Source organism: Ktedonobacter sp. SOSP1-52 (assembly GCF_016587395.1).
The window spans coordinates 2,609,440-2,634,915 of sequence record NZ_BNJH01000001.1; the positions used below are offsets into that span (position 1 = coordinate 2,609,440).

21 protein-coding genes and 7 pseudogenes are annotated in these 25,476 nt (G+C 52.3%); 15 read left to right on the forward strand and 13 right to left on the reverse strand.

Annotation, left to right across the window (positions count from 1 at the left end; genetic code table 11):
- Position 1: 1 nt before the first annotated feature.
- Positions 2-782 (reverse strand): annotated as a pseudogene (locus tag JMJ16_RS12420) (IS6 family transposase).
- A 53-nt stretch (positions 783-835) separates the two neighbouring features.
- Positions 836-1,129 carry a hypothetical protein gene (locus tag JMJ16_RS12425; protein WP_201381625.1) on the reverse strand — a complete coding sequence of 98 codons (294 nt, stop codon included), beginning with the start codon at positions 1,127-1,129 and terminating at the stop codon, positions 836-838.
- Positions 1,130-1,258: 129 nt separating this feature from the next.
- On the opposite strand from JMJ16_RS12425, the gene JMJ16_RS12430 reads away from it, so the two are divergent.
- On the forward strand, positions 1,259-1,618 hold the full coding sequence (locus JMJ16_RS12430; protein ID WP_201381627.1) for a YciI family protein: 360 nt from the start codon (positions 1,259-1,261) through the stop codon (positions 1,616-1,618).
- Between the two features lie 455 nt (positions 1,619-2,073).
- Here JMJ16_RS12430 and JMJ16_RS12435 read toward each other — a convergent pair.
- Positions 2,074-2,263, reverse strand: a pseudogene (locus tag JMJ16_RS12435) (IS6 family transposase); the annotation flags it as partial.
- Positions 2,264-2,461: 198 nt separating this feature from the next.
- Between JMJ16_RS12435 and JMJ16_RS12440 the strand changes: the two are divergent.
- The 8 genes and pseudogenes from JMJ16_RS12440 to JMJ16_RS12470 all read left to right on the forward strand — a co-directional run.
- Positions 2,462-3,262 carry a DUF899 family protein gene (locus JMJ16_RS12440; RefSeq protein WP_201381629.1) on the forward strand — a complete coding sequence of 267 codons (801 nt, stop codon included), beginning with the start codon at positions 2,462-2,464 and terminating at the stop codon, positions 3,260-3,262.
- A gap of 24 nt (positions 3,263-3,286) precedes the next feature.
- Entirely contained in the window at positions 3,287-3,415 is a 129-nt protein-coding gene (locus JMJ16_RS55975; protein WP_255553183.1) for a hypothetical protein, read from the forward strand.
- A 457-nt stretch (positions 3,416-3,872) separates the two neighbouring features.
- Positions 3,873-4,922 (forward strand): MFS transporter, encoded by a 1,050-nt coding sequence (locus JMJ16_RS12445; RefSeq protein WP_201381631.1) that lies wholly within the window; start codon positions 3,873-3,875, stop codon positions 4,920-4,922.
- Positions 4,923-5,493: 571 nt separating this feature from the next.
- Positions 5,494-5,721 carry a hypothetical protein gene (locus tag JMJ16_RS12450; protein ID WP_201381633.1) on the forward strand — a complete coding sequence of 76 codons (228 nt, stop codon included), beginning with the start codon at positions 5,494-5,496 and terminating at the stop codon, positions 5,719-5,721.
- Between the two features lie 622 nt (positions 5,722-6,343).
- Positions 6,344-6,733, forward strand: a complete 390-nt coding sequence (locus JMJ16_RS12455) for a VOC family protein (protein ID WP_201381635.1) — start codon at positions 6,344-6,346, stop codon at positions 6,731-6,733.
- A gap of 189 nt (positions 6,734-6,922) precedes the next feature.
- Positions 6,923-8,026, forward strand: a complete 1,104-nt coding sequence (locus JMJ16_RS12460; RefSeq protein WP_201381637.1) for an epoxide hydrolase family protein — start codon at positions 6,923-6,925, stop codon at positions 8,024-8,026.
- Positions 8,027-8,101: 75 nt separating this feature from the next.
- Positions 8,102-8,923: an alpha/beta fold hydrolase gene (locus tag JMJ16_RS12465; RefSeq protein WP_201381642.1), complete on the forward strand. Its 822-nt coding sequence runs from the start codon at positions 8,102-8,104 to the stop codon at positions 8,921-8,923.
- A gap of 611 nt (positions 8,924-9,534) precedes the next feature.
- Positions 9,535-10,092 (forward strand): annotated as a pseudogene (locus tag JMJ16_RS12470) (IS6 family transposase); the annotation flags it as partial.
- 253 nt (positions 10,093-10,345) lie between these two features.
- On the opposite strand, the pseudogene JMJ16_RS12475 reads toward JMJ16_RS12470, so the two are convergent.
- Positions 10,346-10,492, reverse strand: a pseudogene (locus JMJ16_RS12475) (IS6 family transposase); the annotation flags it as partial.
- Positions 10,493-10,660: 168 nt separating this feature from the next.
- Here JMJ16_RS12475 and JMJ16_RS12480 point away from each other — a divergent pair.
- Positions 10,661-11,848, forward strand: a pseudogene (locus JMJ16_RS12480) (IS630 family transposase).
- Positions 11,849-11,866: 18 nt separating this feature from the next.
- Here the strand turns inward: JMJ16_RS12480 and JMJ16_RS12485 are convergent.
- The 5 genes and pseudogenes from JMJ16_RS12485 to JMJ16_RS12505 form a co-directional block, all read right to left on the reverse strand.
- Positions 11,867-13,053, reverse strand: a pseudogene (locus tag JMJ16_RS12485) (IS630 family transposase).
- 433 nt (positions 13,054-13,486) lie between these two features.
- The gene (locus JMJ16_RS12490) at positions 13,487-13,846 is read right to left on the reverse strand and encodes a hypothetical protein (RefSeq protein WP_201381644.1); all 360 of its coding nucleotides are present in this window, start codon (positions 13,844-13,846) and stop codon (positions 13,487-13,489) included.
- A 9-nt stretch (positions 13,847-13,855) separates the two neighbouring features.
- The gene (locus JMJ16_RS12495; RefSeq protein ID WP_201381646.1) at positions 13,856-14,740 is read right to left on the reverse strand and encodes an RNA polymerase sigma factor; all 885 of its coding nucleotides are present in this window, start codon (positions 14,738-14,740) and stop codon (positions 13,856-13,858) included.
- Positions 14,733-15,068 (reverse strand): YciI family protein, encoded by a 336-nt coding sequence (locus JMJ16_RS12500; protein WP_236601429.1) that lies wholly within the window; start codon positions 15,066-15,068, stop codon positions 14,733-14,735. The genes JMJ16_RS12495 and JMJ16_RS12500 overlap by 8 nt, the downstream gene beginning before the upstream one ends.
- A 51-nt stretch (positions 15,069-15,119) precedes the next feature.
- Positions 15,120-15,338: pseudogene (locus JMJ16_RS12505) on the reverse strand (transposase); the annotation flags it as partial.
- A 290-nt stretch (positions 15,339-15,628) separates the two neighbouring features.
- On the opposite strand from JMJ16_RS12505, the gene JMJ16_RS54110 reads away from it, so the two are divergent.
- Together JMJ16_RS54110 and JMJ16_RS54115 are read left to right on the forward strand one after the other, a co-directional pair.
- Complete coding sequence (locus JMJ16_RS54110) at positions 15,629-16,618, forward strand: recombinase family protein (protein ID WP_236601430.1); 990 nt, start codon at positions 15,629-15,631, stop codon at positions 16,616-16,618.
- A complete protein-coding gene (locus JMJ16_RS54115; RefSeq protein ID WP_236601431.1) occupies positions 16,596-17,276 on the forward strand; it encodes a recombinase zinc beta ribbon domain-containing protein in 681 nt (226 codons plus the stop codon). The genes JMJ16_RS54110 and JMJ16_RS54115 overlap by 23 nt, the downstream gene beginning before the upstream one ends.
- On the opposite strand, the gene JMJ16_RS12515 is transcribed toward JMJ16_RS54115, so the two are convergent.
- The gene (locus tag JMJ16_RS12515; RefSeq protein WP_236601432.1) at positions 17,220-18,152 is read right to left on the reverse strand and encodes an ISAs1 family transposase; all 933 of its coding nucleotides are present in this window, start codon (positions 18,150-18,152) and stop codon (positions 17,220-17,222) included. The two genes, JMJ16_RS54115 and JMJ16_RS12515, sit on opposite strands and share 57 nt — an antisense overlap.
- 347 nt (positions 18,153-18,499) lie before the next feature.
- On the opposite strand from JMJ16_RS12515, the gene JMJ16_RS12520 reads away from it, so the two are divergent.
- Positions 18,500-19,075: a DinB family protein gene (locus JMJ16_RS12520; protein WP_201381651.1), complete on the forward strand. Its 576-nt coding sequence runs from the start codon at positions 18,500-18,502 to the stop codon at positions 19,073-19,075.
- Positions 19,072-19,362 carry a hypothetical protein gene (locus tag JMJ16_RS12525; protein WP_201381653.1) on the forward strand — a complete coding sequence of 97 codons (291 nt, stop codon included), beginning with the start codon at positions 19,072-19,074 and terminating at the stop codon, positions 19,360-19,362. The genes JMJ16_RS12520 and JMJ16_RS12525 overlap by 4 nt, the downstream gene beginning before the upstream one ends.
- 109 nt (positions 19,363-19,471) lie before the next feature.
- Here the strand turns inward: JMJ16_RS12525 and JMJ16_RS12530 are convergent, their stop codons facing one another.
- From JMJ16_RS12530 to JMJ16_RS12540, 3 genes are all read right to left on the reverse strand, one after another.
- A complete protein-coding gene (locus JMJ16_RS12530; RefSeq protein WP_201381655.1) occupies positions 19,472-20,122 on the reverse strand; it encodes a hypothetical protein in 651 nt (216 codons plus the stop codon).
- Between the two features lie 89 nt (positions 20,123-20,211).
- On the reverse strand, positions 20,212-22,026 hold the full coding sequence (locus JMJ16_RS12535; RefSeq protein WP_201382848.1) for a reverse transcriptase/maturase family protein: 1,815 nt from the start codon (positions 22,024-22,026) through the stop codon (positions 20,212-20,214).
- 487 nt (positions 22,027-22,513) lie between these two features.
- Entirely contained in the window at positions 22,514-23,740 is a 1,227-nt protein-coding gene (locus JMJ16_RS12540) for a helix-turn-helix domain-containing protein (protein ID WP_201381657.1), read from the reverse strand.
- Between the two features lie 945 nt (positions 23,741-24,685).
- Here JMJ16_RS12540 and JMJ16_RS12545 point away from each other — a divergent pair.
- Positions 24,686-25,402, forward strand: coding sequence for an IS6 family transposase (locus JMJ16_RS12545; protein WP_201381659.1), 717 nt, complete (start codon positions 24,686-24,688; stop codon positions 25,400-25,402).
- The last annotated feature ends 74 nt before the right edge of the window (positions 25,403-25,476 follow it).

Sequence of the window (25,476 nt, forward strand, 5' to 3'; positions counted from 1 at the left end):
CTTAGGCTGCCCCTCCAAACAGCTTGGCGACCAGCGCAATCTGCCCTCTCACATCCCCTTTTGCCACGCCTTGCAGTTGCCCTTTTCTCAGCATGTTCATCACCTCGTATCCTTGTAAGGTTCGCCAGGCCGTCTCGAAGGAGAAAAAGCCCATTCCAGGTTTGGTCAACCGTTTGATGCGCGCGATGGTCCTGTTCGATGAGATTATTGAGGTATTTCACCTGCCTCAATTCCACATGTTCAGACAGGACTTTAGCGGCTTTCAGGTTGGCAACAGCCTTGGGATAAGCTGCGTTCTTATCAACATTGATTACTCGAGGAACTGATGTGACGAGGTTCGTCGCAGTCGTGGGCTGGGCCTTCTGTTCCTCGACTGGATGAACGTGAGGAGTTCCATCAATGGTGGAACGCAACGCTTTGAGGAAGAAACGGGTGGCCGCCTCTGTATCACGCGTTGGACTCAAGAGAAACTCGAGGGTGTTCCCCTCAGAGTCAACGGCCCGGTAGAGGTAAAACCAGACGTTCTTGATCTTGATGTACGTTTCATCAACGTTCCAGGAGTCATTGCAGGCTTTCAGGTGGGGACGGCAGCGTTTCTCCAACTCAGGAGCATAAGACTGAACCCAACGATAGATCGTCGTATGATCGACGTGCAGACCCCGTTCGAGCATGATCTCCTCCAGGTCGCGGTAGCTCAACGCATACCGTAGATACCAGCGCACACAGAGAAGAATGATGTCGGTCTGGAAATGACGCCATTTGAACAGATTCTGCTCGATCATGAAGCAAACTCCTCTGCTCCGCTTCAAATAAAGAAGAGTTTATCATCACACCTTCATTCTTGCAACACAACCGCCAGACTCGTACTGGCTCCGTTCCCAACCTGCTTGCTCAGCTCAATAGCAATGTCTTGAGCCTCATGGATCGTCTTGGCGTTCGCAATGTCGCTCGTCAGATGCGCTTCTTTGATGCCCATCTCGATCAGGCTCTTGATCTCATTCTCACCAATCAATCTTCCGTTTTTTAGAATTGGAAAGCCCTGATAACCGGGGCAAGAAGACCGCTGAGGTTGATGGAGGTAAAAGCCATCAAATCTCAAGGTCGCCTCGTCATGGCTAACCAGATTCATCCAAAGCAGATGTCCTTTTCGGATCAGGCTTATTCGTCGTATGAAGAAAGAGCGAATATTAAGTGCTCTTTCAAGAAGTGCTGCGGCGATCAAACCTCTACGACATCATGAAGAAAGGAAAAAGATCTGATGAAATACCTCCTATTGTTTTGCGCGACACAAGAGGAGCTTGCAGCCTGGCAGACGCTACCTGAGGAGGAGCGTGCCCGAACATATGCAAGGTCCGCTCAGTGGATGAACGAGCATCGCGCTCAGATCCGTAGCAATTATGGCCTCTATCTCCCGCACACCGTCACCAGTGTCCATGTTGGAGTGGGCGGTCAACCGCTAGTGACTGATGGACCGTTTCTTGAGGGAACGGAAGTGATTGGAGGATATGCTGTGATTGAGGTGACTGATCTGGATGAGGCATTGCAGCTTGCAAAAACATGGGCTGAGCACATGCCTGCCCATCCTGTGGTCGAGATCTGGCCTGTAGTGGAGGAATAACATCTGATATCTGATGATCAATAGATGTCGTTTGACTTAATTCTCTTCGCTTTTTGCCACAAAACCATTCGCTCATCTTAGCGTATGAGATGCAAAAGCGGCACATTTTCGAGCAAGTCTGACACAAATCTTTTCCTGGCAGCAAACTGTTTGTTTCTAGTGGACCTGGATTATAAAAACGGTCTTTTCGCCCTTCGAGCGAAAAATTTTCTGTCAGAACTGTGATGCCGCTTCTCAAACTGATCGACTAGAGGTAGGCGAAAAAATAATTCGTCAAAAAGTGCTCTCTTTCCGCAATTCTTGTCAGGAATTGCAACTATAGAAAAGATGCAATGCAGGCACGAAAAATTTATGCGTCAGAGTTTTCTCTGGTTTATCTTCTGAAACGGCTCTGGGAGCCAATTCAAGAAAAGATATTTGTCAGAGAAACGAACTGAGTTAAGTCAAGCAACATTTTCCAATTCTGGAGCATAGTGGTGCTGGACCCAGCGAAAAAGAGTGGTATGGTCGATGGAGAGGCCCCGCTCCCACATCATCTCTTTCAGGTCTCGGTAGCTTAAAGCATACCGAAGATACCACCGAACACAGAGCAAAATGATCGCTGCTTCGCACATGACGCCATTTGAACAGTTTGGCATTTTCCATGACAGGGCATCTCTTCAGACAATAAGTCCAAACGTATCACATTGGCGTCATCTTTGCAACACAACCCGTGAGCAAGATTGGAGAGGTTTTTTCATGCCGAAGCCGGTAGAATAGGTCTACTTACAAATGATCGTTGCATCTCTGCTCGCCAGAAGGCACATCCTAAATGCAAGAGGGAGAAGCAAGAAGGAGATACCGATGAAGACACCTGATCAGCACAAATTCGCCAGAGACCTCGACAGTTCTGCCCAGTCTACAGTGGTCGACCGAGCCACCTGGCAGGCAGAACTGAACACGCTGCGAGTACGGGAAAAGGCGCACACCCGCGAAGGGGATGCGATCGCGGCAGCTCGCCGACGACTGCCGATGGTGGAAGTAGACCCCTCCATCCAGCTTGTTGGCGCGCACGGACCGGTCCCGCTGCTGGAGGTCTTTGAGGGCCGAAGGCTTCTGATCGCCTACTTTCACATGTGGCACTTCGGTCAACCTGCCGAAGGCCAGTGCGAGGGCTGCACCTTCTCCACCACCCACATCAGCGAGCTGTCCTATCTCCATTCCCGCGACGTCACCTATGCCACGTTCTGCGAAGGTCCGTACAAGGAGAGCTCACGCTATCGCGACTTCATGGGCTGGACCATGCCCTGGTACTCGGTGCCGCAGGACTCCGTGGACCCGCTGATCGCAGACCGGCACTTCGGCATCCTGGTCAGTTATCTGCGAGACGGTGACCAGGTCTTCGAGACCTACTGGACTACCGGCCGCGGCAATGAAGTGATGGCGCCGTCGTATGGACTCCTGGATCTGACCGTCTACGGCCGGCAGGAGTTCTGGGAGGATTCGCCCGAGGGCTGGCCGCAGCGGTGGGATTCCAAAGGTAGCCAGATGCGACTGGACGGCCGCCCGACCGCCCAATGGTCCCGGCTTGCCGCCGGACGCTCCGACGACCTTGGCACCGGGACTACCGCCACTGCCCCACACGGCTGTCAAAACGAGCTGTGACACGCGCGGGAAAGCAACCAGTTGATGCACCGCCGAAGTTGCTTTCCTGCGCGGGGCTCCCCCCCCGCCGAGCAGGTCGCCCAGACCCTGGGCCAGATCGAGAAGACGCTTCACGCCCTCGACGGCAAGCGGGAAGCTTGCCGTCTCATATAGGGCTACGCGGCGACCATCAGGGTGGGTTGGCAGCATTTAGGGGGCAACGCTTGGCACTATTGCCACGGCCCCTCAGCAATACCTGATCCTCACGAATCACTCTATTGGAAATGGGCTGGGAACGGACCTTGTCATCTTGGGGGTGACCTTCAATACCGCGAGCGCCTTTGCCGTGCATCAGGTGATAGCTCGCTATGTGTTTCGCATGGGACGCGAGCAGATGCCGCCTTGTGCAGGTTGCCTGCGAACCCGCGTAATGAGGCAGACCCCACCGTCGGCTTCAGAATACTGGGATATACCGTAATACTGTATATTCATTCTCTTGTAAATCAGCATATTGAGGACTAGAAAGTCATTCTTCATGGACATTTCTTTTCAAAACGTTGCCGCAAGGCTGAAACCTCTAATGACTCCGCCCCACGCTGTACGTGGAGCGAAGCTTTATGCAGCTTCCACTTTGGTTGCTGCGACAGGACGCGGACTCTGGCTGCCGTTCTCCATCCTGTACTTCCACCTCGTGGTTGGGCTACCTTTACCTCTGGTCGGAGCGGGTCTGACCGCAGCGGGCATCTGTGGTTCGCTGATTATGCCAATCGCAGGCAGCCTAGTCGACCGCTTCGGGGCGCGCCTGCTTTTCATTGCCAGCTTTGCCGTGATGGGCAGTGGCTCGCTCGTTTACCTGGTCGCCCATTCTTTTGGGCTTTTCCTGGTTGGGGCCATCCTCATCTCAAGCGCCAACGCCTTGAGCAATCCTGCGAGTACCACCTTTATTGCTGATGTGTTTCCCCCAGAGGACCGCGACTGGTGGTTTGGCTTTAACCGATCGGCCATGAACCTGGGCATAAGTGTTGGCGTGCTGCTGGCAGGCTGGGTCGCCAGCGTTGGGGGAACCACAGCCTACCACTGGCTCCTGCTCGTGAGCGCTCTCGGCTACTTCCTCACCGGCACGCTTGTTCTGGCCATCCCTGTCATGCTCTCCCAAGTCATCGCTTCTGAGAATGCCAAGGAGCGTGTGAGCTACTTCACCGTGCTCCGTGACCTGCCTTTTCTTGGCTTTATCGCTACTCAGGCCACGCTCTTTCTCAGCTATGCGGTGCTTGAGATCGCCCTGCCACCCTTTCTCATAGAGAGCCTACATGCACCGGCCTGGGGATTTAGCTTGCTTTTTACGCTGAATACGATCATGGTAGTCGTGTTGCAGGTTCCACTCATGCATCTGCTCGCCAGATTTCGGCGTACACGAGGCATTGTCGCAGGTGGCTTCGGGTATGCCTGCTCCTATCTGCTCTTTGCGAGCGTAGCGTTGTTGCCCCAGGTCTTGCGGATACCCTATCTGGTGATCAGTGTGATTATCTACACCCTGGGGAGATGTTTCTCTCTCCCCCCTCATCCAGCCTTGGTCTTGCTCTTGCACCAGTGCAGGCGCGTGGACGCTATATGGCGGTTTTGGGTCTCTGTGGCTCTCTGGCGTTTGCCCTGGCCCCAGCCTCTTTCACTTTCCTCTTAACACTTAACTCCACCTTCTTCTGGCTCTTCTTGGCCGGGCTTACGACCGCTGCGGCTCTGGCTGTGCTACTGCTTGAACGCTGGCTTCCACCTCACGCACTGAAAGCGACACGAGAAGAGCCCGCAGCAGAAAAACGGTAGAGAGGTTCGCAAATCGGGTATTGTCAACTTCATTGAAATTGTAGAGTTTGTAGAAGAGAAACAGACCTCAAGGTGGGGATGGTACCCTTTTTCTGACCGTGATTGCTAGAGAATTCTGGATGAAGTGGCTTCAAAGTGGTGAAAACTCATCAACAGAATTTTTAAGTTGACAATACCCAACTAATTGCAAAGGTACTTGCTCATGATTTTTAGGTAAGAATTGTGTGAGGCCCTGCAGGTAAGGGAACTGGGAAACGATGAGCGGTACTCCAAGATAGATCCTCGAAGGGAGCAGGCCCCACGCATCTGGAACACTGGCCTACAGCATCTGCAGGTGTAGGTATTGTCTCGGCCCCACCAAAGAAGCGTGATATTCATCAGTGTCAAGCAGAGAGGCTTTCGCTCAAAGCTGCAATTGAAAGGAACAGTGGATGTTTCGTCTTATCGACTTATTTCTTCATGGTCACCCTCTTCCTCGTATTTTGGTTGGCCTCATCTTTCTCATCATTTGTATTGTGGGATGTTATGTTGCCATTGTGCAGGAACGCTCAGATGGCTGGATTCTAGCCATTCTGGGAATTGTTTTAGGCGGGCTTTTACTTTTTCTTGGTATCAAGAGCTTGGGAAATAGGGAAAGAAGCACTCGCTCCCAACACTAGCTTCACCCCATACACTCTCCTGCGCCATTCTCTGGCAGCATCTCTGTACCATATTCTTAGCAGGACTTTTCTTCTTGCCATGAATGTCCTTTTCGGATCACGCCCGTTCGTCGTAACTAGAGAAGCCTCTGACTGAACATCTTTTGAAGAGCGGCTTCAAGAACAGAAAGGGAACATTTCCAAGCAGTGTGTGGCTTTACCACAGCCGAGATTGTTCATGCCTTCCTCTCCTCAGAGGCGGCAGTGGCGCAACATCTGGGGCAAGCCAAGCAAAGAGAGGAGTTCATTCAAGGTAGTGGTACCCATCAGTATCAACAAAGCAGAGCATCTTGACGACGGTATGTATAGAACTCACCGATGCAGAAATCCTCTTCATCAACAGAGCTTGAGGGAAGAGATGTCGCATTTTTCAGTTCTGCATCTTTTGCATTGACGAGGTAGGAACTCTACGAAACACCCTAGGAAGAGTAAGATTGGAGGGATTTTCCCCTCTCCTAGCAAGCTTCCACCTTGTGATGTACCAATGCGCTCGCGGATCTTCCAAATGGAGAAGAGCATGTCATAGGTAACGATAGGCCTAATTTCTCGTTCGATGATTACACAAGAAAAAAGAGGTAAAAAAATGATCAATAAGATCGTCGCAACAGTATTGTTTGTCCAAGACTTGCACGCATGCATAACATTTTATCAAGAGGTATTGGGATTGCACCTACGAGGAAGTGACCCCGCCTCTGCCGCCTTCCTTCTGGATGATCGATATCTCCTCCTGTTAGATGTCTCAGGCGCCGCAGACCTGATAGGCTCAGAGCCTGAGACATTGAAGCACAGGGGGGCAGCCCAGATGCTGCTTGCTGCTGAGGTGGAAAATGTTGACGCCACCTATGAGGCGCTCAAGGCAAAAGGGATCACCTTCCTCAAGCCTCCTATTAACCAGCCATGGGGGCTACGCACGGCGCACTTTGCAGATCCAGAAGGGAACATTTGGGAGATCAACCAACCGATACAATCCTAGAGCGTGAGAGAAAGAGCACCCAAAGCGTATCAGGTAGCTGTCCATTGAGATGTCTGTAACGTCGTGTCGTTTTCTACCTGGCCTTTCATAGAAATACTGTGTTGCTCAGAATGTATGCGACCATCAGCCGAGTTCTCTCATAGGCTGTTACTATCTCTTACACAAAAAGAGCGATAAGGAGAAGAGAGCGTGATCACCCCTTATACAATCGCGATTCCCCAAGAGGACCTCGATGAGGTGCAATCTCGGCTTGCTCGTGTTCGCTGGGCCAATGAACTTCCTGGAGTAGGTACTGACTATGGAGAGCCTCTCGCTCCCATCAAGCGGATCGTCACCTACTGTCGCGAGGGATATGACTGGAGGGTCTGGGAAGCCAAACTCAACGCCTATCCACAGTTTATGACAACCATTGATGGACAAACTATTCATTTCTTGCATATTCGTTCGAAGGTGGAGAATGCGTTGCCACTAATTCTTACGCATGGTTGGCCAACATCGGTGATTGATTACCTTGATCTAATTGGTCCGCTCACCGATCCGCATTCCTATGGCGATAAGAAAGCTCAGGCCTTTCATCTGGTCATTCCATCTCTTCCTGGTTTTGGATTTTCTGGTCCCACACATGAGACGGGTTGGAACCAGTATCGAACTGCGAGAGCATGGGCTGAACTGATGCAGCGCCTTGAATACAATCGCTATGGCGCCCATGGCAACGATTGGGGATCTGTTCTTTCCCCAGAGATAGGCCGCTTCGATCCAGAACATGTGGTTGGCGTGCATGTTACGCAAATTTTCTCAGAACCTTCTGGTGACCTAGCTGAGATGGAGGCTCTCTCTTCGCAAGAGAAAGAACTGTGGCAAAATTTTCACTGGTGGCGGCACCATCGGGGGCTCTATCATCCACTTCAATCCAATATCCCTCAGACACTGGCTCATGCATTGGCTGACTCGCCAGTTGGCCAACTCGCCTGGCATTACCAACTCATTGGAGATGTGGTTAGTGATGATTACATCATCTCCAATGCTATGATCTATTGGCTAACGAACACGGCAGCCTCCTCAGCACGGTTTTATTACGAAGCAGCTCACCCAACAATGACCCCAACAAGTCCTACCACAGTCCCGTTGGGACTCAGCCATTTTGGGAACGACCATCCCGCGATTCGCAGCTTTGCCTCACGCGACCATGCAAACATTGTTTCGTGGAAGGTCTATGAACAAGGCAATCATTTTGCGACCCAAGCAGCTCCGGAGCTGCTCATCAACGATATTCGAAGCTTTTTTCAGCAATGATGGTGAAGGTGGTACAATATCTGTTGCGAGTCAAATATAAATGTCATGTACTCTCTAGACGAAAAAGGCGCTCATATGAAATGTAATCTGGGAGATATTGAGATCTTTTATTCAACCTATGGCAAGGGCAGGCCCATTGTGATGTTACCCGGACGCCCAAGCGATCATCACATTATGGAACGGCTGATGGAGCCCCTCTTCACTCATCGGGATGGTTGGCTACGTCTCTATCCAGACTTACCTGGTACAGGCCTCACTCCAAGCCTGGATCGCCTCGCGACACATGATCAGATGCTCGATGTGGTGCTCAAGTTCATCGATACCGTGATCCCAGGTCAGCGCTTTGTACTTGCTGGACTCTCCTATGGTGGCTATTTGGCACGTGGCGTAATCTCGTACCGAGCAGACTTGATCGATGGCGTGATGCTGTGTGCGCCTCAAATAAAGGCAGACCTCTCTCTGTCCATGCTTCCCAAGAGGACAACTCTGATCAAAGATGCGGCGCTTTTAGCGCAGTTAGAACCAGAAGAAGTACAACTCGTCGAGGGCCTCGTCGTTGTAGAGAGCTCTAGGGTCATTGAGGCAGTACGCAGTGTGCTTACAGAGGTGAAACGTGCCAACCATGCTTTCAACGAGAGGTTGGAGACAGCTGGCCCCTCTTCATTTGAGGTGGATCCCCACCCCCTCTCCTTTGAAGGCCCCACGCTCATTATGACCGCGCGGCAAGATCATCTTTGTGGATATCAGGAAGCTTGGGAACTGCTGGACAACTACCCTAGAGCGACGTTTGCAGTGCTTGATGGTGCTGGTCATTTCATCAATATCGAACAGGATGAACTCTGTCGAACGCTCATGCATGAATGGTTGAATCGGGTGGAGGGCAGCTTTGGCAACTGAGTATGCCGATGAGTGAGGGATGCCAAGAACGTTGGCAATGTCTGAGAACAAGCAAGTGCCAAAAAGAAATGGTAGTGTTTCCATACACACATTTGCGCTCTGCTGAGTAGAGAGGTCATGGGAAACCGGAGAATATATCTCGTATAAAGATATTCTCTCCCTGACACTTTTTGTGACACACGATGAAAGATTTCACACGAAAAACGAAAAACTGGCTCTCCCGCACTTTCCGTGCTGAATGTACAACCTGTAATCGTAGATACAGTAGAGAGTGAAAGAGTCCTCTCATGTTAACCAATCATCTATGAGGTGCTTCTTCTTATATATGCTTGAGTTTACCTTGCCGGTTTTGAAATACAGCACATTGCCAGCCGTGAAGATATGCTGCTGATTACGGCTTGCGCACACAGTGTAGAGGGAATATGTCCCTCTTGTGGAGCAATGACAAAGGTATTGTCAACTTAAGCAAAATCGTAGAGCTTAAACAAGAGAAGCAGACCCAAAAGTGGGGATGATGCCCATGTTCTGACCGTTTTTTCTGGAGAATCCAAGCGAATGTGGCGTCAATATGGTGAAAGCTCATCAACAAAATTTTTTAAGTTGACAATACCCTCGTGACCTATGAAACGCTTCGGCAATGGTGCCTCAAATTTGGGCAAACGTACGCCAACGAACTGCGCCGTTGTCGCCCTCATTGCGGCGACAAGTGGCACCTGGACGAGGTCTTTCTCACCATCCGTGGCGAGAGGCACTATTTGTGGCGAGCAGTGGATCAAGACGGCAACGTGCTGGATATCTTGGTGCAGAGCCGACGGAACACACACGTGGCGAAACGCTTCTTTCGCAAGCTCCTCAAAGGACTCCCATACGTTCCACGCGTGATCATCACTGATACACTGAAGAGCTATGGAGCGGCGAAACGTGAGATCCTGCCTGGTGTGGAGCACCGCCAACACAAAGGCTTGAACAATCGGGCAGAAAACTCGCATTAACCCACAAGATTGCGAGAGAAGAAAATGCGGCGCTTCAAATCCGCCAAACACGCGCAACGCTTTCTCTCGGCTTTCGGCCTCATCTCTGGCCATTTCCAACCGCGAAGACATCGTCTGAGTGCTGGGGAATACCGTGCCCTTTTACAGACCCGATTCCAGACCTGCAATGAGGTCACCGAAACACAACTGTGGCATAGCACTGCATTATGGATACCAGAATCGGGGAACCGTGGCGCATCACGTAAGAAGGAGAAGACCATACGTTCACGGGTATTGTCAACTTAAAAAATTTTGTTGATGAGCTTTCACCATATTGACGCCACATTCGCTTGGATTCTCCAGAAAAAACGGTCAGAACATGGGCATCATCCCCACTTTTGGGTCTGCTTCTCTTGTTTAAGCTCTACGATTTTGCTTAAGTTGACAATACCGTGACGAGGATTCCGCGTTGTGCCAGAAGTTCCTCACCATCGCGAAAACTGAGTGAGAAGCGGAAATACAGCCAGACCGCGTGGCTGATGATTTCAGGTGGGAAGCGAAAGCCCTTGTCATCGGGAGCAGGAGCGTTTGTTTTCATGCGGCTATTTTCGCACAGTGTTCAGCTCTGTTACCAAGTTGACAATACCCAGGGCCTCTCTTCAAATAATAAGTCCAAACGTATTAGCCTGTCACACATCATTTGCAACAGAAACAAAGGTCTGTTATCCTTGAGGCTGGAAGAAAAAACGAGACCAAGGAGAAAGTCATGCAGGAACGCCCACACAAACATGAAGTTGCTTTCACCGAGGAACAGCGCCACGTGCTCCACCAACTGATTTCCAAAGGCAAAGCCCCTGCCCGCAAACTGGCTCATGCCCGCGTCTTACTCAAGATTGATCGCAACGCCCCTGGTCCGCGGTGGACGGATGAACAAATAGCCGAGGCGTTCGAGATGAGTCGCTACACCATGATCCGCATCCGCGAGCGCTTTGCCACCAATGGTCTGGATGATGCACTCAGCCACCGTCCTCATATCCAAACCCGAGCCCGAGCTCTGGACGGGGAACAAGAAGCGCATCTGATCGCGCTCTCGTGCAGCTCGAGTCCAGAGGGTCACGCACGTTGGACGCTGCGCCTGCTGGCCAATCACATGGTGGAGTTGGGCTATGTGGAGCAGGTAAGCTACGAAACCGTGCGACGCACGCTCAAAAAAACGAGCTCAAGCCGTGGTTAAAAGAGTGCTGGTGCATTCCCCCTCATTCCGATGCGCGATTCGTCTGGCACATGGAAGATGTCCTGGAAGTGTACACCCGGCCGTATGACGAACGCTTTCCTCACATTTGTATGGATGAATCGGGCAAGCAACTGATCGCCGAGAAGCAGGAAGGGATCCCCATGCAACCAGGGCAGCCGGAGCGCTACGATTACAGCTATGAACAGGGACCCATGCTCAACCTCTTTCTGGCGTGCGAACCCCTCGCCGGCAAACGGATCGTGAAGGTGACCGAGCAGAAAACGAGCAAGGATTGGGCCCACGCGCATGCAAGAAGTGATTGATGTCCACTATCCCAATGCCGAGAAAATTGTGCTGGTGATGGAGAACCTGGCAACCCATTCTCCAGCAGCCTTTTACCATACCTTCCCGCCCGCCGAAGCGCGCCGCCTGGCCTCCAAGCTGGAGATCCATCACACTCCGCTGCATGGGAGTTGGCTGAATATGGCCGAGATCGAATATGTGGCTCTGGCTCGCCAATGCCTCGCTCGCCACATGGCCACGGTGGAAGAATTGGAACACCAGATCGCGTGTTGGCAAGAGCAGCGCAATGCGGCTGCGACCACGGTCAATTGGCGCTTCACGACGGCTGATGCCCGCATCAAACTCAAACGCCTGTATCCCTCTTTGAAGACCAAAACCACCAATTCAGAGCAAGAGAATGTTGCGAAGGATGTGTGACAGACTAGTATTGCTCTGTCAATCTTTCTTTGCAACAGTCTTCTTTGAAGGAGAAGGCTTCTTTTTCTCAAGAGAGGGGTACAGGCGTTTGAGTTTGATGCGGGCATCAGCGGTGGTAAAACGCCAATTGACGGTGATGGCCTCCTCATTGCGGTTCTGTTGCCAGGTCAAGACCTCTCGCTCCAGTTCCTTCTGTGTCCCAATGCGGCGGGAAAGACATTGGCGGGCCAGAGCAGAGAGCTCAATTTCAGCCATATTCAGCCAGCTTCCATGTACGGGCGTGTAGTGGATTTCCAATTTCTTGAGGAGGCGAAGGGCTTCCGACGGAGTAAAGGTGCAATACAAGGAAGATGGTGTGTGGGTGTTGAGATTGTCCATCACCAGCACGATTTTCTCTGCCTTCGGATAATGGACATCGACGAGTTCACGAATGAAATGAGCCCAATCCTCGCTTGTCCGGCGCTCTGTCACTTTGACGAACCGCTTGCCCGCTAGCGGCTCACACGCGAGAAAAAGCTTGCGCATCCCTGCTGATTCAAACGTGTAATCGACCCGCTCAGGCTGGTCCGGTTGCATTGGCAGGCTTTCTCGTTTGTCCTTCAGCAGCAGTTTGGCACTGCGCATCCATGCACACCTGCGGAAAGCGTGGGTCAAACGGACGCGTGTAGATCTCTAAGATATCTTCCATGCGCCAGACAAAGGCGGCGCTCGCTTCTGGGGAATACACCAGCATTGTTTTAACCAGGGCTTGAGCTCGTTTTTTTGAGCGTTTTGCGCACGGTTTCGTGACTCACGTGTTCCACATAGCCCAGTTCCACCATACGGTCAGCCAGAAAACGCAATGTCCAGCGGGCTTGCCCTGCAGGACACGGGCTGCACGAGAGGGCAATGAGATGGGCTTCTTGCTCTCCATCCAGGACTCGGGCTCGTGTTTGGGTATGGAGACGGTGGTTGAGGGCATCATCCAACCCATTGTTCACGAAGCGCTCGCGAATGCGGATCACCGTGTAGCGACTCATCTCGAAAGCTTCTGCAACTTGTTCATCGGTCCACCGAGGACCGGGAGCGTGACGATCGATTTTCAATAAGATACGGGCATGAGCTTGTTGGCGGACTGGTGCATTGCCTTTGGCAATCAATTGCTGCAGGACAAAACGCTGGTCTTCACTCAATTCAACTTCGTATTTGTGTGAGCGTTCTTGCATGGCTTCCTTCTTGAACTTTGAGATGAAACGTTCTTTAAGCTCAAGAATATCAGCTTTTCTTCTCTGTCGCAAATCTTAGTTGACAGAGCAGTATCACATTGGCGTCATCTTTGCAACACAACCTTGGGCACGCTCGTCTTGGTCTTGACCGGTGTGGTAAACTTCCCTTCCCACACGGGAGGCAGATTCACCTACACTCACTTCGCTTTCTCCTTTCTTGTTTTTGGCTCTTGATATAGAGGGTCTTTTCTGCCAACTTTAACAGTTCAGCTTACTCTTTGCAACAGAGCCCCTTGAAGCATACAAATGATGATGCCTTCTCCATGGATGAGAGACCTGCTTTACGTCTTCAAGAGGATCACTGCGTTGATACTGGTGCGCGGCCCCAGATCGAACGAATTCCTCGCTCGTCTCGCTGGTAGAGAGCGTGCCGTTACCGTATGCTCCATTCATCTCCACTCTGCTGGATGCGCTGATGTAGGAGGAATTGTTCGGCCTGGTTGCCTGTGAGCGCAAGGGCACGCAACTCGGCTGCGTGAGCTTGCTCTTGTCGACCCAGTTCCAACAAGAAATTTCCCCGAATGGCGTGAAAGAGATGATACCCCTCCAGATCATGCGCGAGCGCGTCGACTTCGCCCAGCGCTGCTTCTGGGCCGGCCACATAGCGCACAGCCACTGCTCTGTTCAAACGTATGACTGACGAAGGAGTCATACATAGTAACAGATCGTAGAGCGCCAGAATCTGTGGCCAGTCGGTCGCCTCCCACGACAAGGCCTCCGTGTGGCAAGCCACGAGTGCCGCCTAGATCTGGTACGGGCCTGGACGACCCAGCGCCGCAGCTTCCTCGATGAGGTTTCCCGCCTCCATCATCATCTGTCGGTCCCAGCGGGAGCGATCCTGATCGGCAAGCAAGATCAGTTTGCCCTCGACATCAAAGCGTGTGTCGGCCCGTGCCAGGTGCAGACGCATCAACGCGAGCAGCCCCAGAGGCTCAGGTTCTCGGGGATAGAGCCGCGTGAGAAGGGTCGCTAGCCAGGCCGCATCTTCGGCGAGATCTCGGCGCGCAGTGACATTGCCTTGGCTGGTGAGGTAGCCTTCGTTAAACATCAGGTAGAGCGCAGCCAGGACTTCACCCAACCGCTCATCTAGATCCTCATGACGTGGGACGCGATACGGGATGCCAGCCTGCACAATCTTCTGCTTTGCCCGTACCAGACGTCGCGCAACCGCTGCTTCAGAGGACAAAAAGGCGTGAGCAATTTCGGAGGTCGTAAAGCCGCAGACCGCTCGCAGCATCAAGATCACCTGAGTCTCGCGTGAAAGCGCTGGATGGCAACAGGTGAACATCAGCCGGAGGCGGTCGTCAGGCTCTTGTACCACTGGGCATTCCAACACAGTGAGCTTTTCGCGATAGCGGGCATCGCGGCGGAGTTGGTCGATAGCTCGACGCCGAGCGACTGTCAGCAACCAAGCTCCGGGTTGCGTTGGGATCCCTTCGATTGGCCAACGTTCCAGCGCGATCAGCAGAGCATCCTGAACAATCTCCTCAGCGATCTCAAAATTGCCAAGGATACGCAGAAGCGCTCCCACGACTTTGCCTGCCTCTTCGCGGAAGACCCCACTGAGCGTGGCCTGGATCTCGTCGTTGGATACGGGTGGAAACAGGGTTTTTGGGGTATCAGACATGGAGGTGCTGTTCCTCCACCACCGGCCAGATCTCGACCACATTGTAGCCTGGCGCATGAACAGACCACCCCTTGGCAAGATGCAATGCCTCATCAAGGTTAGCCACCTCGATCTCAGCGATGCCCCCAATCACTTCCGTTCCCTCGAGGAGCGGGCCATCAGTTACTAGTGGTTGCCTGCCCGAGCCAACATGGACGCTGGTGACAGTATGGGGCAAATGGAGTCCATAGCTCTTTCGGATCTGGGAGCGGTGTTCGTGTAACCACTGGCTGGCCTGGGCACGCTTGTGGGCAAGAGCCTCTTCAGAAAGCTCCTTCCATGTTATCATATCATCGGAATTGTTACAAAACAAAAGGACACCTCGCCAGGGCAATCGCATCTAGTTAACCCCATCCAGAACGCGCAAAAGATACTGATTGTCCCATCCGGATTTGAGACGTTTGGCATGGATGCCAACACGGGAAGAGCGTTCCTGACGCAGCAAATTCAAGCTGATATGGCGGAGTACCGCGAGATTTTCGTCGGCATGACCGAGCCTGACGCGCGATTCATCTTCCCGAAAGGCGATATCGAGGACCCAATGCAGGCTGTTTTCAATGGTATAATCACAAACGACAAATTTTGCCTTTGTCGAACGAGACATCTGCCCAAGAAGCCAGCGCGAAGAGGCTTCTCATACGAGAGACAATATCCTTCAGAGGCAACTTCTTTACTCGGTTGTCTGAAGGCAGAAAGCAATGAAAAAACGACAGTGGAGTATTCAACGTTCAACTATTGAGACTCCTGATGCTCAGTGGCGATGGGATCGAGCATACCAATGCCTTCTCCAATGGAGTGTCCAGCCAATCCCTTCCCCTTCCCAGGAGCCAGAAAAACAGGAGCAGTCCAATGAATGTTGCTGTCTACGTTCGCGTTTCGACGCCACGACAAACACAGACGCAGACGATCGAACAACAACTCGACCGTTTGCAGGAATATCATAAGACCCAAGGATGGCCATGGCAAGAAGAGCATATCTTTCGCGACGATGGCTACAGTGGTGCGAAGCTTCGTCGTCCCGGCCTTGATCGATTGCGGGAGCAAGTAGGACGTGCCATGTTTGATCGAGTCGTCTTGACGGCTCCTGATCGCCTCGCTCGCAATTACGTTCATCAAATGCTCCTCATTGAAGAATTTGAACGTGGGGGCTGCCAGGTGGAATTTGTGGATCGACCGATGAGCCATGATCCCCATGATCAACTCCTGCTCCAAATTCGTGGAGCTGTGTCCGAGTATGAACGGAATTTGATTGCAGAACGGATGAGACGAGGCCGACGGCAGAAGTATCTGGCAGGTGGACTGCTTCCCTGGACCCGTGCGCCCTATGGCTATCGGGTTGATCCTGCCCACCCCCGTGATCCGGCGGGGGTTCGCCTCGAAGCAACAGAGGCGGCAATCGTGGCAGAACTGTTCTCTAACTATCTGCAAGAGGGGAAGAGCTTAAAGGCCGAGACCCAACGTCTAACGAGCCTGGGCGTTGCCAGTCCTGCAGGAAGAACACGATGGAACCAGGCAACCGTCCGAGGCATTCTCACCAATCCTGTCTATACTGGAACGGTCTACATCGGGCGCAGCCGCCCTACGGAAGCCCGGGGACGACATTCAGCCCTGGTTCCCATTGGCCGAGGCCGGGGAGGCCATGTCCAGACGAGCCAGGAGGAATGGACTGCTGTCACTCAGGTTCCAGCAGTCATCACCCAGGAGCAATTTGATCTGGTGCAGCAAAAACTTGCTCACAATCAGCAATTTGCCCGCCGCAACAACACCGCCTACCCCTACCTCCTGCGTGCCATGGTCAGTTGTGGGATGTGTCGGCTTGGCTGTATTGGTCGCGCGTAGCCGCGGAGGCTATGCCTACTACGTCTGTGTAGGCAAAAGCCATGGAACCATCTCGCACCGGGATGAAAAATGTTCAGCACGCTCGGTTCCTGCTGACCAACTCGATGAACTGGTCTGGCAAGATGTCTGCGAGATGCTGACGCATCCCGGTGCCATTGCCACTGCGCTCTATCGGGCTCAAGGTGGGCTGTGGCTTCCTCAAGAACTGCAAGCTCGCCGGGAGAATCTCCGCAAGGCACGAGTCAGCTTGGAACAGCAGATGGAACGGTTAACCGATGCGTACCTGGCCAATGTGCTTCAACTTGAAGAATACAAGAGGCGCAGGCTTGAATTGGAACAGCGTTTGTCCGTGATTGCTGAACAAAAACGGCAACTGGAAGCGAATGTGGGGCATCACGATCAACTTGCAGGGATGGTCCAATCGATTGAAGCATTCTGCCAGCGCGTCCAACAAGGGCTCAACGAGGCCACGTTTGAACAAAAACGCCAACTCATCGAACTGTTAATTGACCGCGTTATCGTCACCGGCGATGAGGTTGAGATCCGTTATGTGATCCCAACCTCATCCAAAAGTGAGACCATACGTTTTTGTCATTTGCGATTAGACTATTTCAATGCCCCAGTGGCTTCTGACCGCAGTGGCAAAGGTGTTGACTGACGAAAAACTGAGCAAGAAGTAGCGCGTTTCTTTTGTGGTCTTCTGTTCCATGCGCCGTTGCGCCCGAACGACCCCAATGCCTCGCAAGCCTTTCCACTGGTGTTGCGGGTCGAGATACGCCAGGATTTCCGGATCACTCAGGGTCCACTGTTCGCGAATTTCCAATCGACCGTGACCTTTCTCCACCTGTCGATCCAACTCCCAGTACGGGCTGGCAAAGCCGTCTTTTTCCGCGAGAGCAAACGTCGCTTTCACCTCGTCAAAGAGGTTCCCGTGATTGTCTTTGAGAGCCAGGGCGTAGTCGCCGTCTTGCTCAATAATCCGCTCGGCAATCTTCGTTTGCGTCCCCATCGCATCAATGGTCACAATGCAGCCTTTGAGCGCCAGTTGCTCTAAGAGCAGCGGGATGGCGGTAATCTCGTTGGACTTCCCTTCCGTCGCGAGTTGAGCCAACACCAGACGATTTTCGACCGCCCAGGCACTGACCAGATGCAGCGCTTTTTTGCCTCCTGCCTGATCATGCGAGCGGCGCAGCGTTTTGCCATCAATCGCGATCACTCCGTTGACTGTTTGGCTGATCCCTTGCACCCATCGGATGAAGCTGGCTTCAAACTGTTTGGGATCAATGAGCGCAAACACACGCCCGAACGTATCGTGAGACGGGATCCCATTGGGCAAGTCGAGCAAATCCGTAAAAAAGGCCTTTTTGGCGTTCCCAAATTCCTCGATCTCAACCCAGCCTTCTGCTCCACATAAGACTCCACAGATCGCCAGGATGATGATATCCCGTAATCGATGCAGTTTGGTTCGCTCCACCCGAGGGTCTTCTACTTGCGCAAACAGACGTTCAAGATCTCGTCGGCCATTCTCCTCCATCTCATAGCCTCCCGCTTTTTTGGCTTATTTTATCACCTCCTCTTCCTTTCCTTTATTGTTGCTGAGCTTATTTAGATGCGATTGCCCTGGACACCTCGCCGTATGATGCTTGAAAGGGGTGCGCACTCAAATTGGGCAAAAAAGTTGGTGTCATCGCCGAGGTTGATAGAGGGCCTCTCACCTTTTCTGGGAATGGGTGCTGACTATAGGTAGAGAAAAGCAAGATGGGAGAAGTTTTGTTCGGGTTCGCATGCTATACTTCGAAAGCGGGCGCAACTCGACTTCTCACAGACCAGATGACCAGAGCTACAGAGCTGCATCACTGAATGATCGATAGGAGGGTAATCATGCCAACTCGTGCAGAGATTTTGGACACACTTGCGGCATCGCAGACGCAGGTCATGGCGTTTTTTCAAGGGCTAAGCCCGGAAGACCTGGAGCGCCCGGCAACGACGAGTGAAGTTCCCGGAGCTGCTCCGTGGCGCGCCAAGGATCATTTTGCTCACCTGGTGAAAAGCGAGCGCAACATCCAGCGATTGCTGCGACGTACACTCGCCGGCGACACTCGAGACGTTCTCTTACGCTCTCAATACCCGGCGGGAATGGAACTGCCGGGCATCCTGGGCGATCTGAGCGCGCTGACCCCGCAGGAGGAGGAGCGGCTGGGGATGGCCGTCGCCAGTGTCAATCAAACCTACGTGAACGAGCACCATGACGACAGTTTGGAGAAGGTGGCAGCGGATTACCTGGCGGCGCGGCAGGACACAGTGGACCTCCTGCACCAGTTCACCGATGATCAGCTGGCCGCTCTGGTGCCCACTGTCGTTGGTGACCAGACCGCTGGCGACTTGTTTGCCGGGAGAGCGGGGCATGCAGCCACGCACATGACCTGGATTGAGGAAGGATTTCGTCAGGGCGTGTGACACTCCCCGAAGCTTATGCCGGAGGCTTCTCGGCTCACGCCGAGCTCTGTGCGGGGTGTCCGCCCAAACTACTGCGCCCTTGGCGCAGATACCTCACCTACAGGGGCAGGCAACGGCCTGGGAGCTTGACCGAGACCCAGGATATGGAGTTGCGGCAACTCGCGTCACGCGGGCTTGTGGCCCTACAGTGCGGGCAACAGTCTATCCTGCGGGGCCCGGCTCCCCTCCCCGCAGACATGTCCCGTCTGCGGGGAACACCTCTCAATACGGGGGTTCATGGCAATTGAATCTGGAAAGAAAGTACCTCATTGTTGAAGAAGCTGTCTCTCTAAAGACGCGTCATGACTGGGAGTTGTACACGCATCTCGCGGCAAGGTTTGGGCCAGTTCTCGCCACTCATGAAGAAACCTGCTGCCGCTGGTTTTCATCGAGATCAGGCAGAGGAAGTTGGATCACATCTGGCTTCCGCTGCGGCTTTTTCCGCGCTGCGTAGTCCGGCAATTTCAGGAAGAGCAGCCATTCATCAGGTCCGAGCGTCCACAGTTTCAATTGAGGCGACTGATAGCCCGTCTCGATGAGACGCGGATTCTTGACCTCTTTAATGTGCTTGTTAGCCTCCCATTCTATCGTGTAGAAAGCCAGCTCCGTCTCCTGATATTCGATCTTGAGCGTGCTGGTGTAAAAGCTCACCTGAACTTGTTGCCTGGCAAGTCCCTCTTCAGCGTAGAAGCGCCATCGGCGAAAGCGAATATACCCTGATCGATCCAAGTGACGGGTAAACTCTGTGGCAAAGAAGATGCGGGCCAGCGTTGGCGCAGGCAGAGTACGCGCCAGTACACCACGCAGGACATCCTGGGGGCTATGGCGATTGTCATTACGCTCCCGGTGCGCAAAGTGAATTTGGGTATTGTAGTCCCGAATGAATTTGCGGTGGGCCTTTTTCATCTCATCAAGCGTAGGAGCTTTATTTAAGTAATAATCCGCAAGACGCCGCATTATCCCGAAGTGCGCCTCAATGTAGGATAGGAAGCCGACGAGTTGCCTCATTACTGTGGTACTTTTTCGACTCCCCTCCCCCAAACCGGACGTGCTGGTTTCCTAGCATCCGGCTTTCCAGTATCGTTGGTGTATTCCCTTCATGAGCTTGGTTGCTGTCGTCTCATTGGGCGTCCATATTGGACGTCCTGGTGACACGTTCGGCATAGGATCAACGTCTTGCGGCGTCTGGCCGCCATGATTTGCACCCATCTGGGTTTCTCACGGCCTGGATATTTCTCCAGGTCCTTGAGTGCCCGAATGTGGTGTACTTCGATGGGGATGGTCTGGCTCGTTGCGCCGCATTGTTCGCATACCTGGGCCAGAAGCCTCTTCTCCAATTCAGAGCGCCCCATCGTTTGGTGTGGCGGTTGATCATTTAGGATTGCTTTGACATCCCATTGCAGTGAGATGCCGCCCCAGGTCGCTATCAGGGGTTTCTTTCCTTCACGTGGAATGACCACGCGAAGTCCTCGATGGGTCGTGCCGTTTTCTTCCCATTCGGCCTTGTACTTATCGCACATTTTCTGCACTGATGTTTTGTGTTTGTGTGCTAACGTCTTTGTGAGCGACACTTCCATGACCCATCTCAACAGGTCGAGGGTGTGCAGATTGTAGGCCAGGCGGTAATATTCGACAATTCCTCGGTACTCTAGTTGATAGAGGCCCATGATCGTAAAGTCGCTATCGTTTTCCAATTCAGGTCGATGCATGACCTTTTGGTTCTTTTTGTATCGGTCACATTTCTCCTTGAGCACCTCTGGCGGTACGCGTAATCCAATCCGTCCATTGACACTTCTGCCTTTGGTTCCACGTGCGACGTTCTTTATGCGCTTGGCATTTTTCTGGATGGTGGTAATATCGTACCCCAGGAAGCGTGCTGCTTGGCTTCTTGCGTGCGTGATGAGCGTCTTTGCTTTGGAGAGTTCCAAGTGGAGCTCGTCGCGCAGGAAGATTTCGAGTTGATGCTTGATTTCTTCCGCTTTTGATTTGGGACCGATAAAGCCGATGAGCCAATCGTCGGCGTAGCGACAGTATCTCAGGCGGCGAAAATCGGGATCGTGCGTATCCACTGATGGGAGCTTTTGCGCCTGTTTGCGGTACATGGCGGCTTGACCTTTTTCTCCTTTCCGGTAATGCTTCTCAGTTTGTCCCATCAGGTGTTGGTACGTCTTGTTCCGTTTTCTTTTCTCTCCTCTGGTATATTCTGGGATGAGGACTGTTTCTACAAACTTGTCCAGCTTGTCCAGTAGGATATTGGAAAGCACCGGGCTGACAACGGAACCCTGCGGAACACCACTGAGTGTCCGGTGAAATTTCCACTCCTCCAGGTAGCCAGCTTTGAGCAGTTGTCGGATGAGGTTGATGAACCGTCCATCATGGATATGTTCACTCAGCGCTGAGATGAGCAATTCATGGTCGAGGTTATTAAAGCAACCTGAAATGTCGCCCTCTATGAACCAGGTGGTTCCACTCCATCCGTAGTAAATCTCTCTCAGTGCTGTATGGCATCCACGTTCTTCTCGGAAACCGTGTGAGTGGTCGCTAAATGTCGGCTCGAAGTAAGCGGAGAGGATCATTCTGACCACTTCTCCAAGCAGTTTATCCGACCACACCGGCAAACCCAGTGGGCGTTGTTTTCCATCCTTTTTGGGGATGTAGGTTCGGCGCGCTGGTTTCCATCGGTAGCGTTCATGTCGCAGCGCTTCAATGATCGCATCAATTTTCTCCAGCGACATTCCATCAATGGTGTCCTCATTGACGCCTTTGGTGAGAACGCCCGCATTGCGATAGATTTTGCCATAGGCTTTGAGATAAAGATTTCTGTTGAAGAGTTGTCTGTAGACCCGCTCAAGAGGCAACCCCTTTTTGCCTCGCTCACGAACCAGTTCCAGGTAAACGTTGGCGTCCTGCATTACGCATACCTCTGTTTGGTGAAACTGCACGATACCTCCCCTGCGCTCTTTTATCAAGGGAGCGCTCTGGCCTACTTTCGTAGGTTGCCCCTTCGCCTTGTGAACGGCGTTACCGTCTCTGACTACTATGGGGGGTCCGCAGCCCTGGGCGTCGCCGCCTGTAGGCCGTCCCACGTTTGCGTCTATGGAACGTTGAGTGTGGTTAGGTGCCATGTTCTGTGTTATTCACACCAAGCTCATTGCTTGCGGTTCACTGGAGAGAGCGGTTTCGCACTAATTACATCACATGCGTATTCCAGTGTCGTCATTTCAGGTATGCTATGACGGGTGTGGCATATCACCACCAAGAACTTAGGTTCGTTATTCACTCACCATACACACAGGATTTGCAGAGCCAAGATTTACATACCTTCAACCTTTCTCCACTTTAATGACATGCTGTTTTCCTCTTCAGGTTTCCCTTCCAAGTAAGTCATTATCCTAGAGGTCATTTCGCTCTCGACCTCTCCTGCATTGCGCAGGAATTCCAATAGCCACCGACGCGGCGCACGTAATTTTGCCAGCTCTGTCTGGGGTCTATCCGCTCCTTGCGGATATCTAGGGCCTCATATATCGCCATTGCGCGTTTTGAATAAAACACCCCACCACTATCTGTAACAATAGCCTCTGGAGCGCCGTAGTTACGCAAGGCTTTGGCAAGCACTTTCAGGTAGGCGATGGTGTCCTGTCTTTCCGAGATAGCAGATGCCAGCAGCATTCTCGAAAAGTTTTCCAGAATACTAATTACATAGACTGGACCTTTGATGTTGGGAAGCTGGTGATACTCGATATATCGTATATCTATCGACCAATATTCGTGCCTCCGAGCGGCTTTAAAGGGCATCTCTTTCTTCGGCTTAGGTGGAGCTTTGGGCTTATCCCATCCATAGATGGCACGATTTTTTGCCATGATGCGTCCACATGTGCGCGGAGACAGCTTTATTCCCTCCTGGAGTAACGCGGCATGCATGCGCCATTCTCCAATGAGCGGGTTCTCTTGCTTTTTGCGAATCTCATTAGCGACTTCAAGCGTGACCTTTCTTGGGCGCGGATGCCGGGCGTGCGATTTGTCATCCAGTCCCTTGACTCCTTCCTGCCACCAGCGTTTCAGTGTTGTGTACACCGTCTGTTTACTCACCGCCAAATACTCGGCGATGGAAGCCACAGACCATCCTTCCGCATGGAGTTGCACAATGTTGTGGCGGCGCTGCGCAGGATCAGGAGTGTCGTTCCAGGGAGGGAAGCGGCGCATCTGAATAGAGGGAGGTGGGCCAGAAGCCAGCACCGTCTTGATTGAATGATGAGAGGGCCGCCGCTGAAAGCGGGTGTCGCAGATCTCCGCAATCTCACGGATGGATATGTTCGGCATTTCCATGCGCAGATCAACAATCAACTGGCGCATATCTGGCGGTAAGCTCCGTGCCGTTTCCTGTGGCTGTTTTCGCGGCCTGGAAGCGAAGAAGCTGACCATGCCTTGCTCATCGAACGTATCCGCTTTGCGCTCCAGGCTAGTGCGCGGCTCGCCTGTCTCTTGTGCCCGTTGAATAACTGGATCGCCGAAAAGTACAACGGGGCGGAGCAACTCGTAAGCCGTTTGCTCCGGCCAGAGTGTATATTGTTGAATGGTCTGCCAGTCTTCGGTATGCTCCCGCTGGACGCGCTTGCGCTTGGGCACCGTGTGATCCCCTTGACACGATGAGATAGACTGATGCATCAATCGTACCCAGATTCTCTCCCACTTTCAAGCGCCCAGGCGTTTTTTGCCCAATTTGAGTGCGCACCCCTTTCAAGCATCATACGGCGAGGTGTCAACAAAAGAAGGTATTTCATTGTTTCTTCCCTTCCGGTCTAGAAATTGTCCTATAAAGGATGTTTAGTATTCGGTCTTAATATATAAGACGAACAAATACGATTCGAAAAAGACATTCTTAAAGCTGAATATGCGGTCAAGACATTTTTAGATATTGTCAATCGCGACGTCAACGTTTAAAGACCAAGGAATACCATGCTATTTTGCGAAGCAGATTGAAAACATGGAATGAGGTGATTGGAGTCAAATGGTCGCGTAATCACGTAGATCCTCTCATTCTTCCTACCCTCCACTACTTCTCCTCTTCCTAGCGAATCAACTTGATTGCAGGAATGCAATCAAGTTGACAGGCCCTGCTTCATGAATTGCCTGGCCCATAACCAAGGGGGAGCGCAAGAATTGATACACAGCCTCATTACGCTGTCCCCTGGCAGAGATGCCCCTGAACAGTATGGATGCCGTCAGGGGCACGGTTAATTGCAATCACCCAAGCTTGGCATGTTGCTTATGGAAACCAGACATTGGGAAACCAGACATTGGGAAACCAGACTGATGGGATGTTCATCTTTTTTCCTTTCTCGAGATGTGAGACATTGTCGTGAAAATCACCACCTGTGATCTTCTATTCATACGACGAACAGGTTCGATCCGAAAAGGACATGTTATTGACCCGGTTTCGTAGAAGAAAGAAGTTGGGCTGAACTCATCAACTGTTCAAAAGCCATTGGGCAGAGATATCCCAAGGCGGAGTGCAAACGGACGGTATTGTCAACTTGCTGAGAGACTAAAATGTCTGGTAGACTAACCATTATGAAAACACAAGCATCTGCCCCCGTCTACAAAGGCTTTCGCTTTCCGGTTGAGGTTATCAGCCATTGCATCTGGCTGTATTTCCGTTTCTCGCTGAGTTTCCGTGATATTGAAGAGCTTATGGTGCAACGTGGGATGGTATTGACCTACGAAACCATCCGGCAATGGTGTCTGAAATGTGGCCAGACGTACGCCAGTGAACTGAAACGTCGTCGTCCGAAAATGGGGGACACGTGGCATCTGGATGAAGTGTACCTGAAGATCAATGGCAAAATCTACTACCTATGGCGAGCTGTGGATCAGGAGGGCGATGTCCTGGATATCCTCGTGCAAAGCCGACGCAACAAACACGCGGCCAAGAAGTTTTTTCGAAAATTACTCAAAGGGCTCCAATATGTCCCACGGGTGATCATCACGGACAAGCTGGCCAGCTACGCCGCTGCAAAGAAGGAAATCCTAGCGAGTGTTGAGCATCGCCAACACAAGGGGTTAAATACCCGCGCGGAACGTTCGCATCAACCGACGCGGCAATGCGAGCGCACCATGCGGCACTTCAAATCCCCTGGCCAAGCCCAACGGTTTCTCTCCGCTTTTGGGCCGATCTTGGATCACTTTCGGCCCAAACGGCATCGTCTCACGGCCAGGGATTACCGCGCCCTCATGCAGGATCGCTTCCAGATGTGGAACGAGGTGACCGGCGGGAAAGTTGCTGTTTAACGCCATACTCTCCTCTCCAACCCTCTGCTTCTTCCCTCCTCTTCTCCCTTTCCCTCAAAAAACTCTTCCATTTC

Bases quoted from the DNA above. Each gene is read 5' to 3' on its own strand.
- JMJ16_RS54110 (WP_236601430.1), top strand. From the start codon at position 15,629: ATGAATGTTGCTGTCTACGTTCGCGTTTCGACGCCACGACAAACACAG.
- JMJ16_RS12545 (WP_201381659.1), top strand. From the start codon at position 24,686: ATGAAAACACAAGCATCTGCCCCCGTCTACAAAGGCTTTCGCTTTCCG.
- JMJ16_RS12500 (WP_236601429.1), bottom strand. From the start codon at position 15,068: ATGATAACATGGAAGGAGCTTTCTGAAGAGGCTCTTGCCCACAAGCGT.
- JMJ16_RS12455 (WP_201381635.1), top strand. From the start codon at position 6,344: ATGATCAATAAGATCGTCGCAACAGTATTGTTTGTCCAAGACTTGCAC.
- JMJ16_RS55975 (WP_255553183.1), top strand. From the start codon at position 3,287: ATGCACCGCCGAAGTTGCTTTCCTGCGCGGGGCTCCCCCCCCGCCGAG.
- JMJ16_RS12535 (WP_201382848.1), bottom strand. From the start codon at position 22,026: ATGCAGGACGCCAACGTTTACCTGGAACTGGTTCGTGAGCGAGGCAAA.
- JMJ16_RS12440 (WP_201381629.1), top strand. From the start codon at position 2,462: ATGAAGACACCTGATCAGCACAAATTCGCCAGAGACCTCGACAGTTCT.
- JMJ16_RS12465 (WP_201381642.1), top strand. From the start codon at position 8,102: ATGAAATGTAATCTGGGAGATATTGAGATCTTTTATTCAACCTATGGC.
- JMJ16_RS12520 (WP_201381651.1), top strand. From the start codon at position 18,500: ATGCCAACTCGTGCAGAGATTTTGGACACACTTGCGGCATCGCAGACG.
- JMJ16_RS12450 (WP_201381633.1), top strand. From the start codon at position 5,494: ATGTTTCGTCTTATCGACTTATTTCTTCATGGTCACCCTCTTCCTCGT.
- JMJ16_RS12530 (WP_201381655.1), bottom strand. From the start codon at position 20,122: ATGAGGCAACTCGTCGGCTTCCTATCCTACATTGAGGCGCACTTCGGG.
- JMJ16_RS12495 (WP_201381646.1), bottom strand. From the start codon at position 14,740: ATGTCTGATACCCCAAAAACCCTGTTTCCACCCGTATCCAACGACGAG.
- JMJ16_RS12430 (WP_201381627.1), top strand. From the start codon at position 1,259: ATGAAATACCTCCTATTGTTTTGCGCGACACAAGAGGAGCTTGCAGCC.
- JMJ16_RS12515 (WP_236601432.1), bottom strand. From the start codon at position 18,152: ATGGAGGAGAATGGCCGACGAGATCTTGAACGTCTGTTTGCGCAAGTA.
- JMJ16_RS12425 (WP_201381625.1), bottom strand. From the start codon at position 1,129: ATGAATCTGGTTAGCCATGACGAGGCGACCTTGAGATTTGATGGCTTT.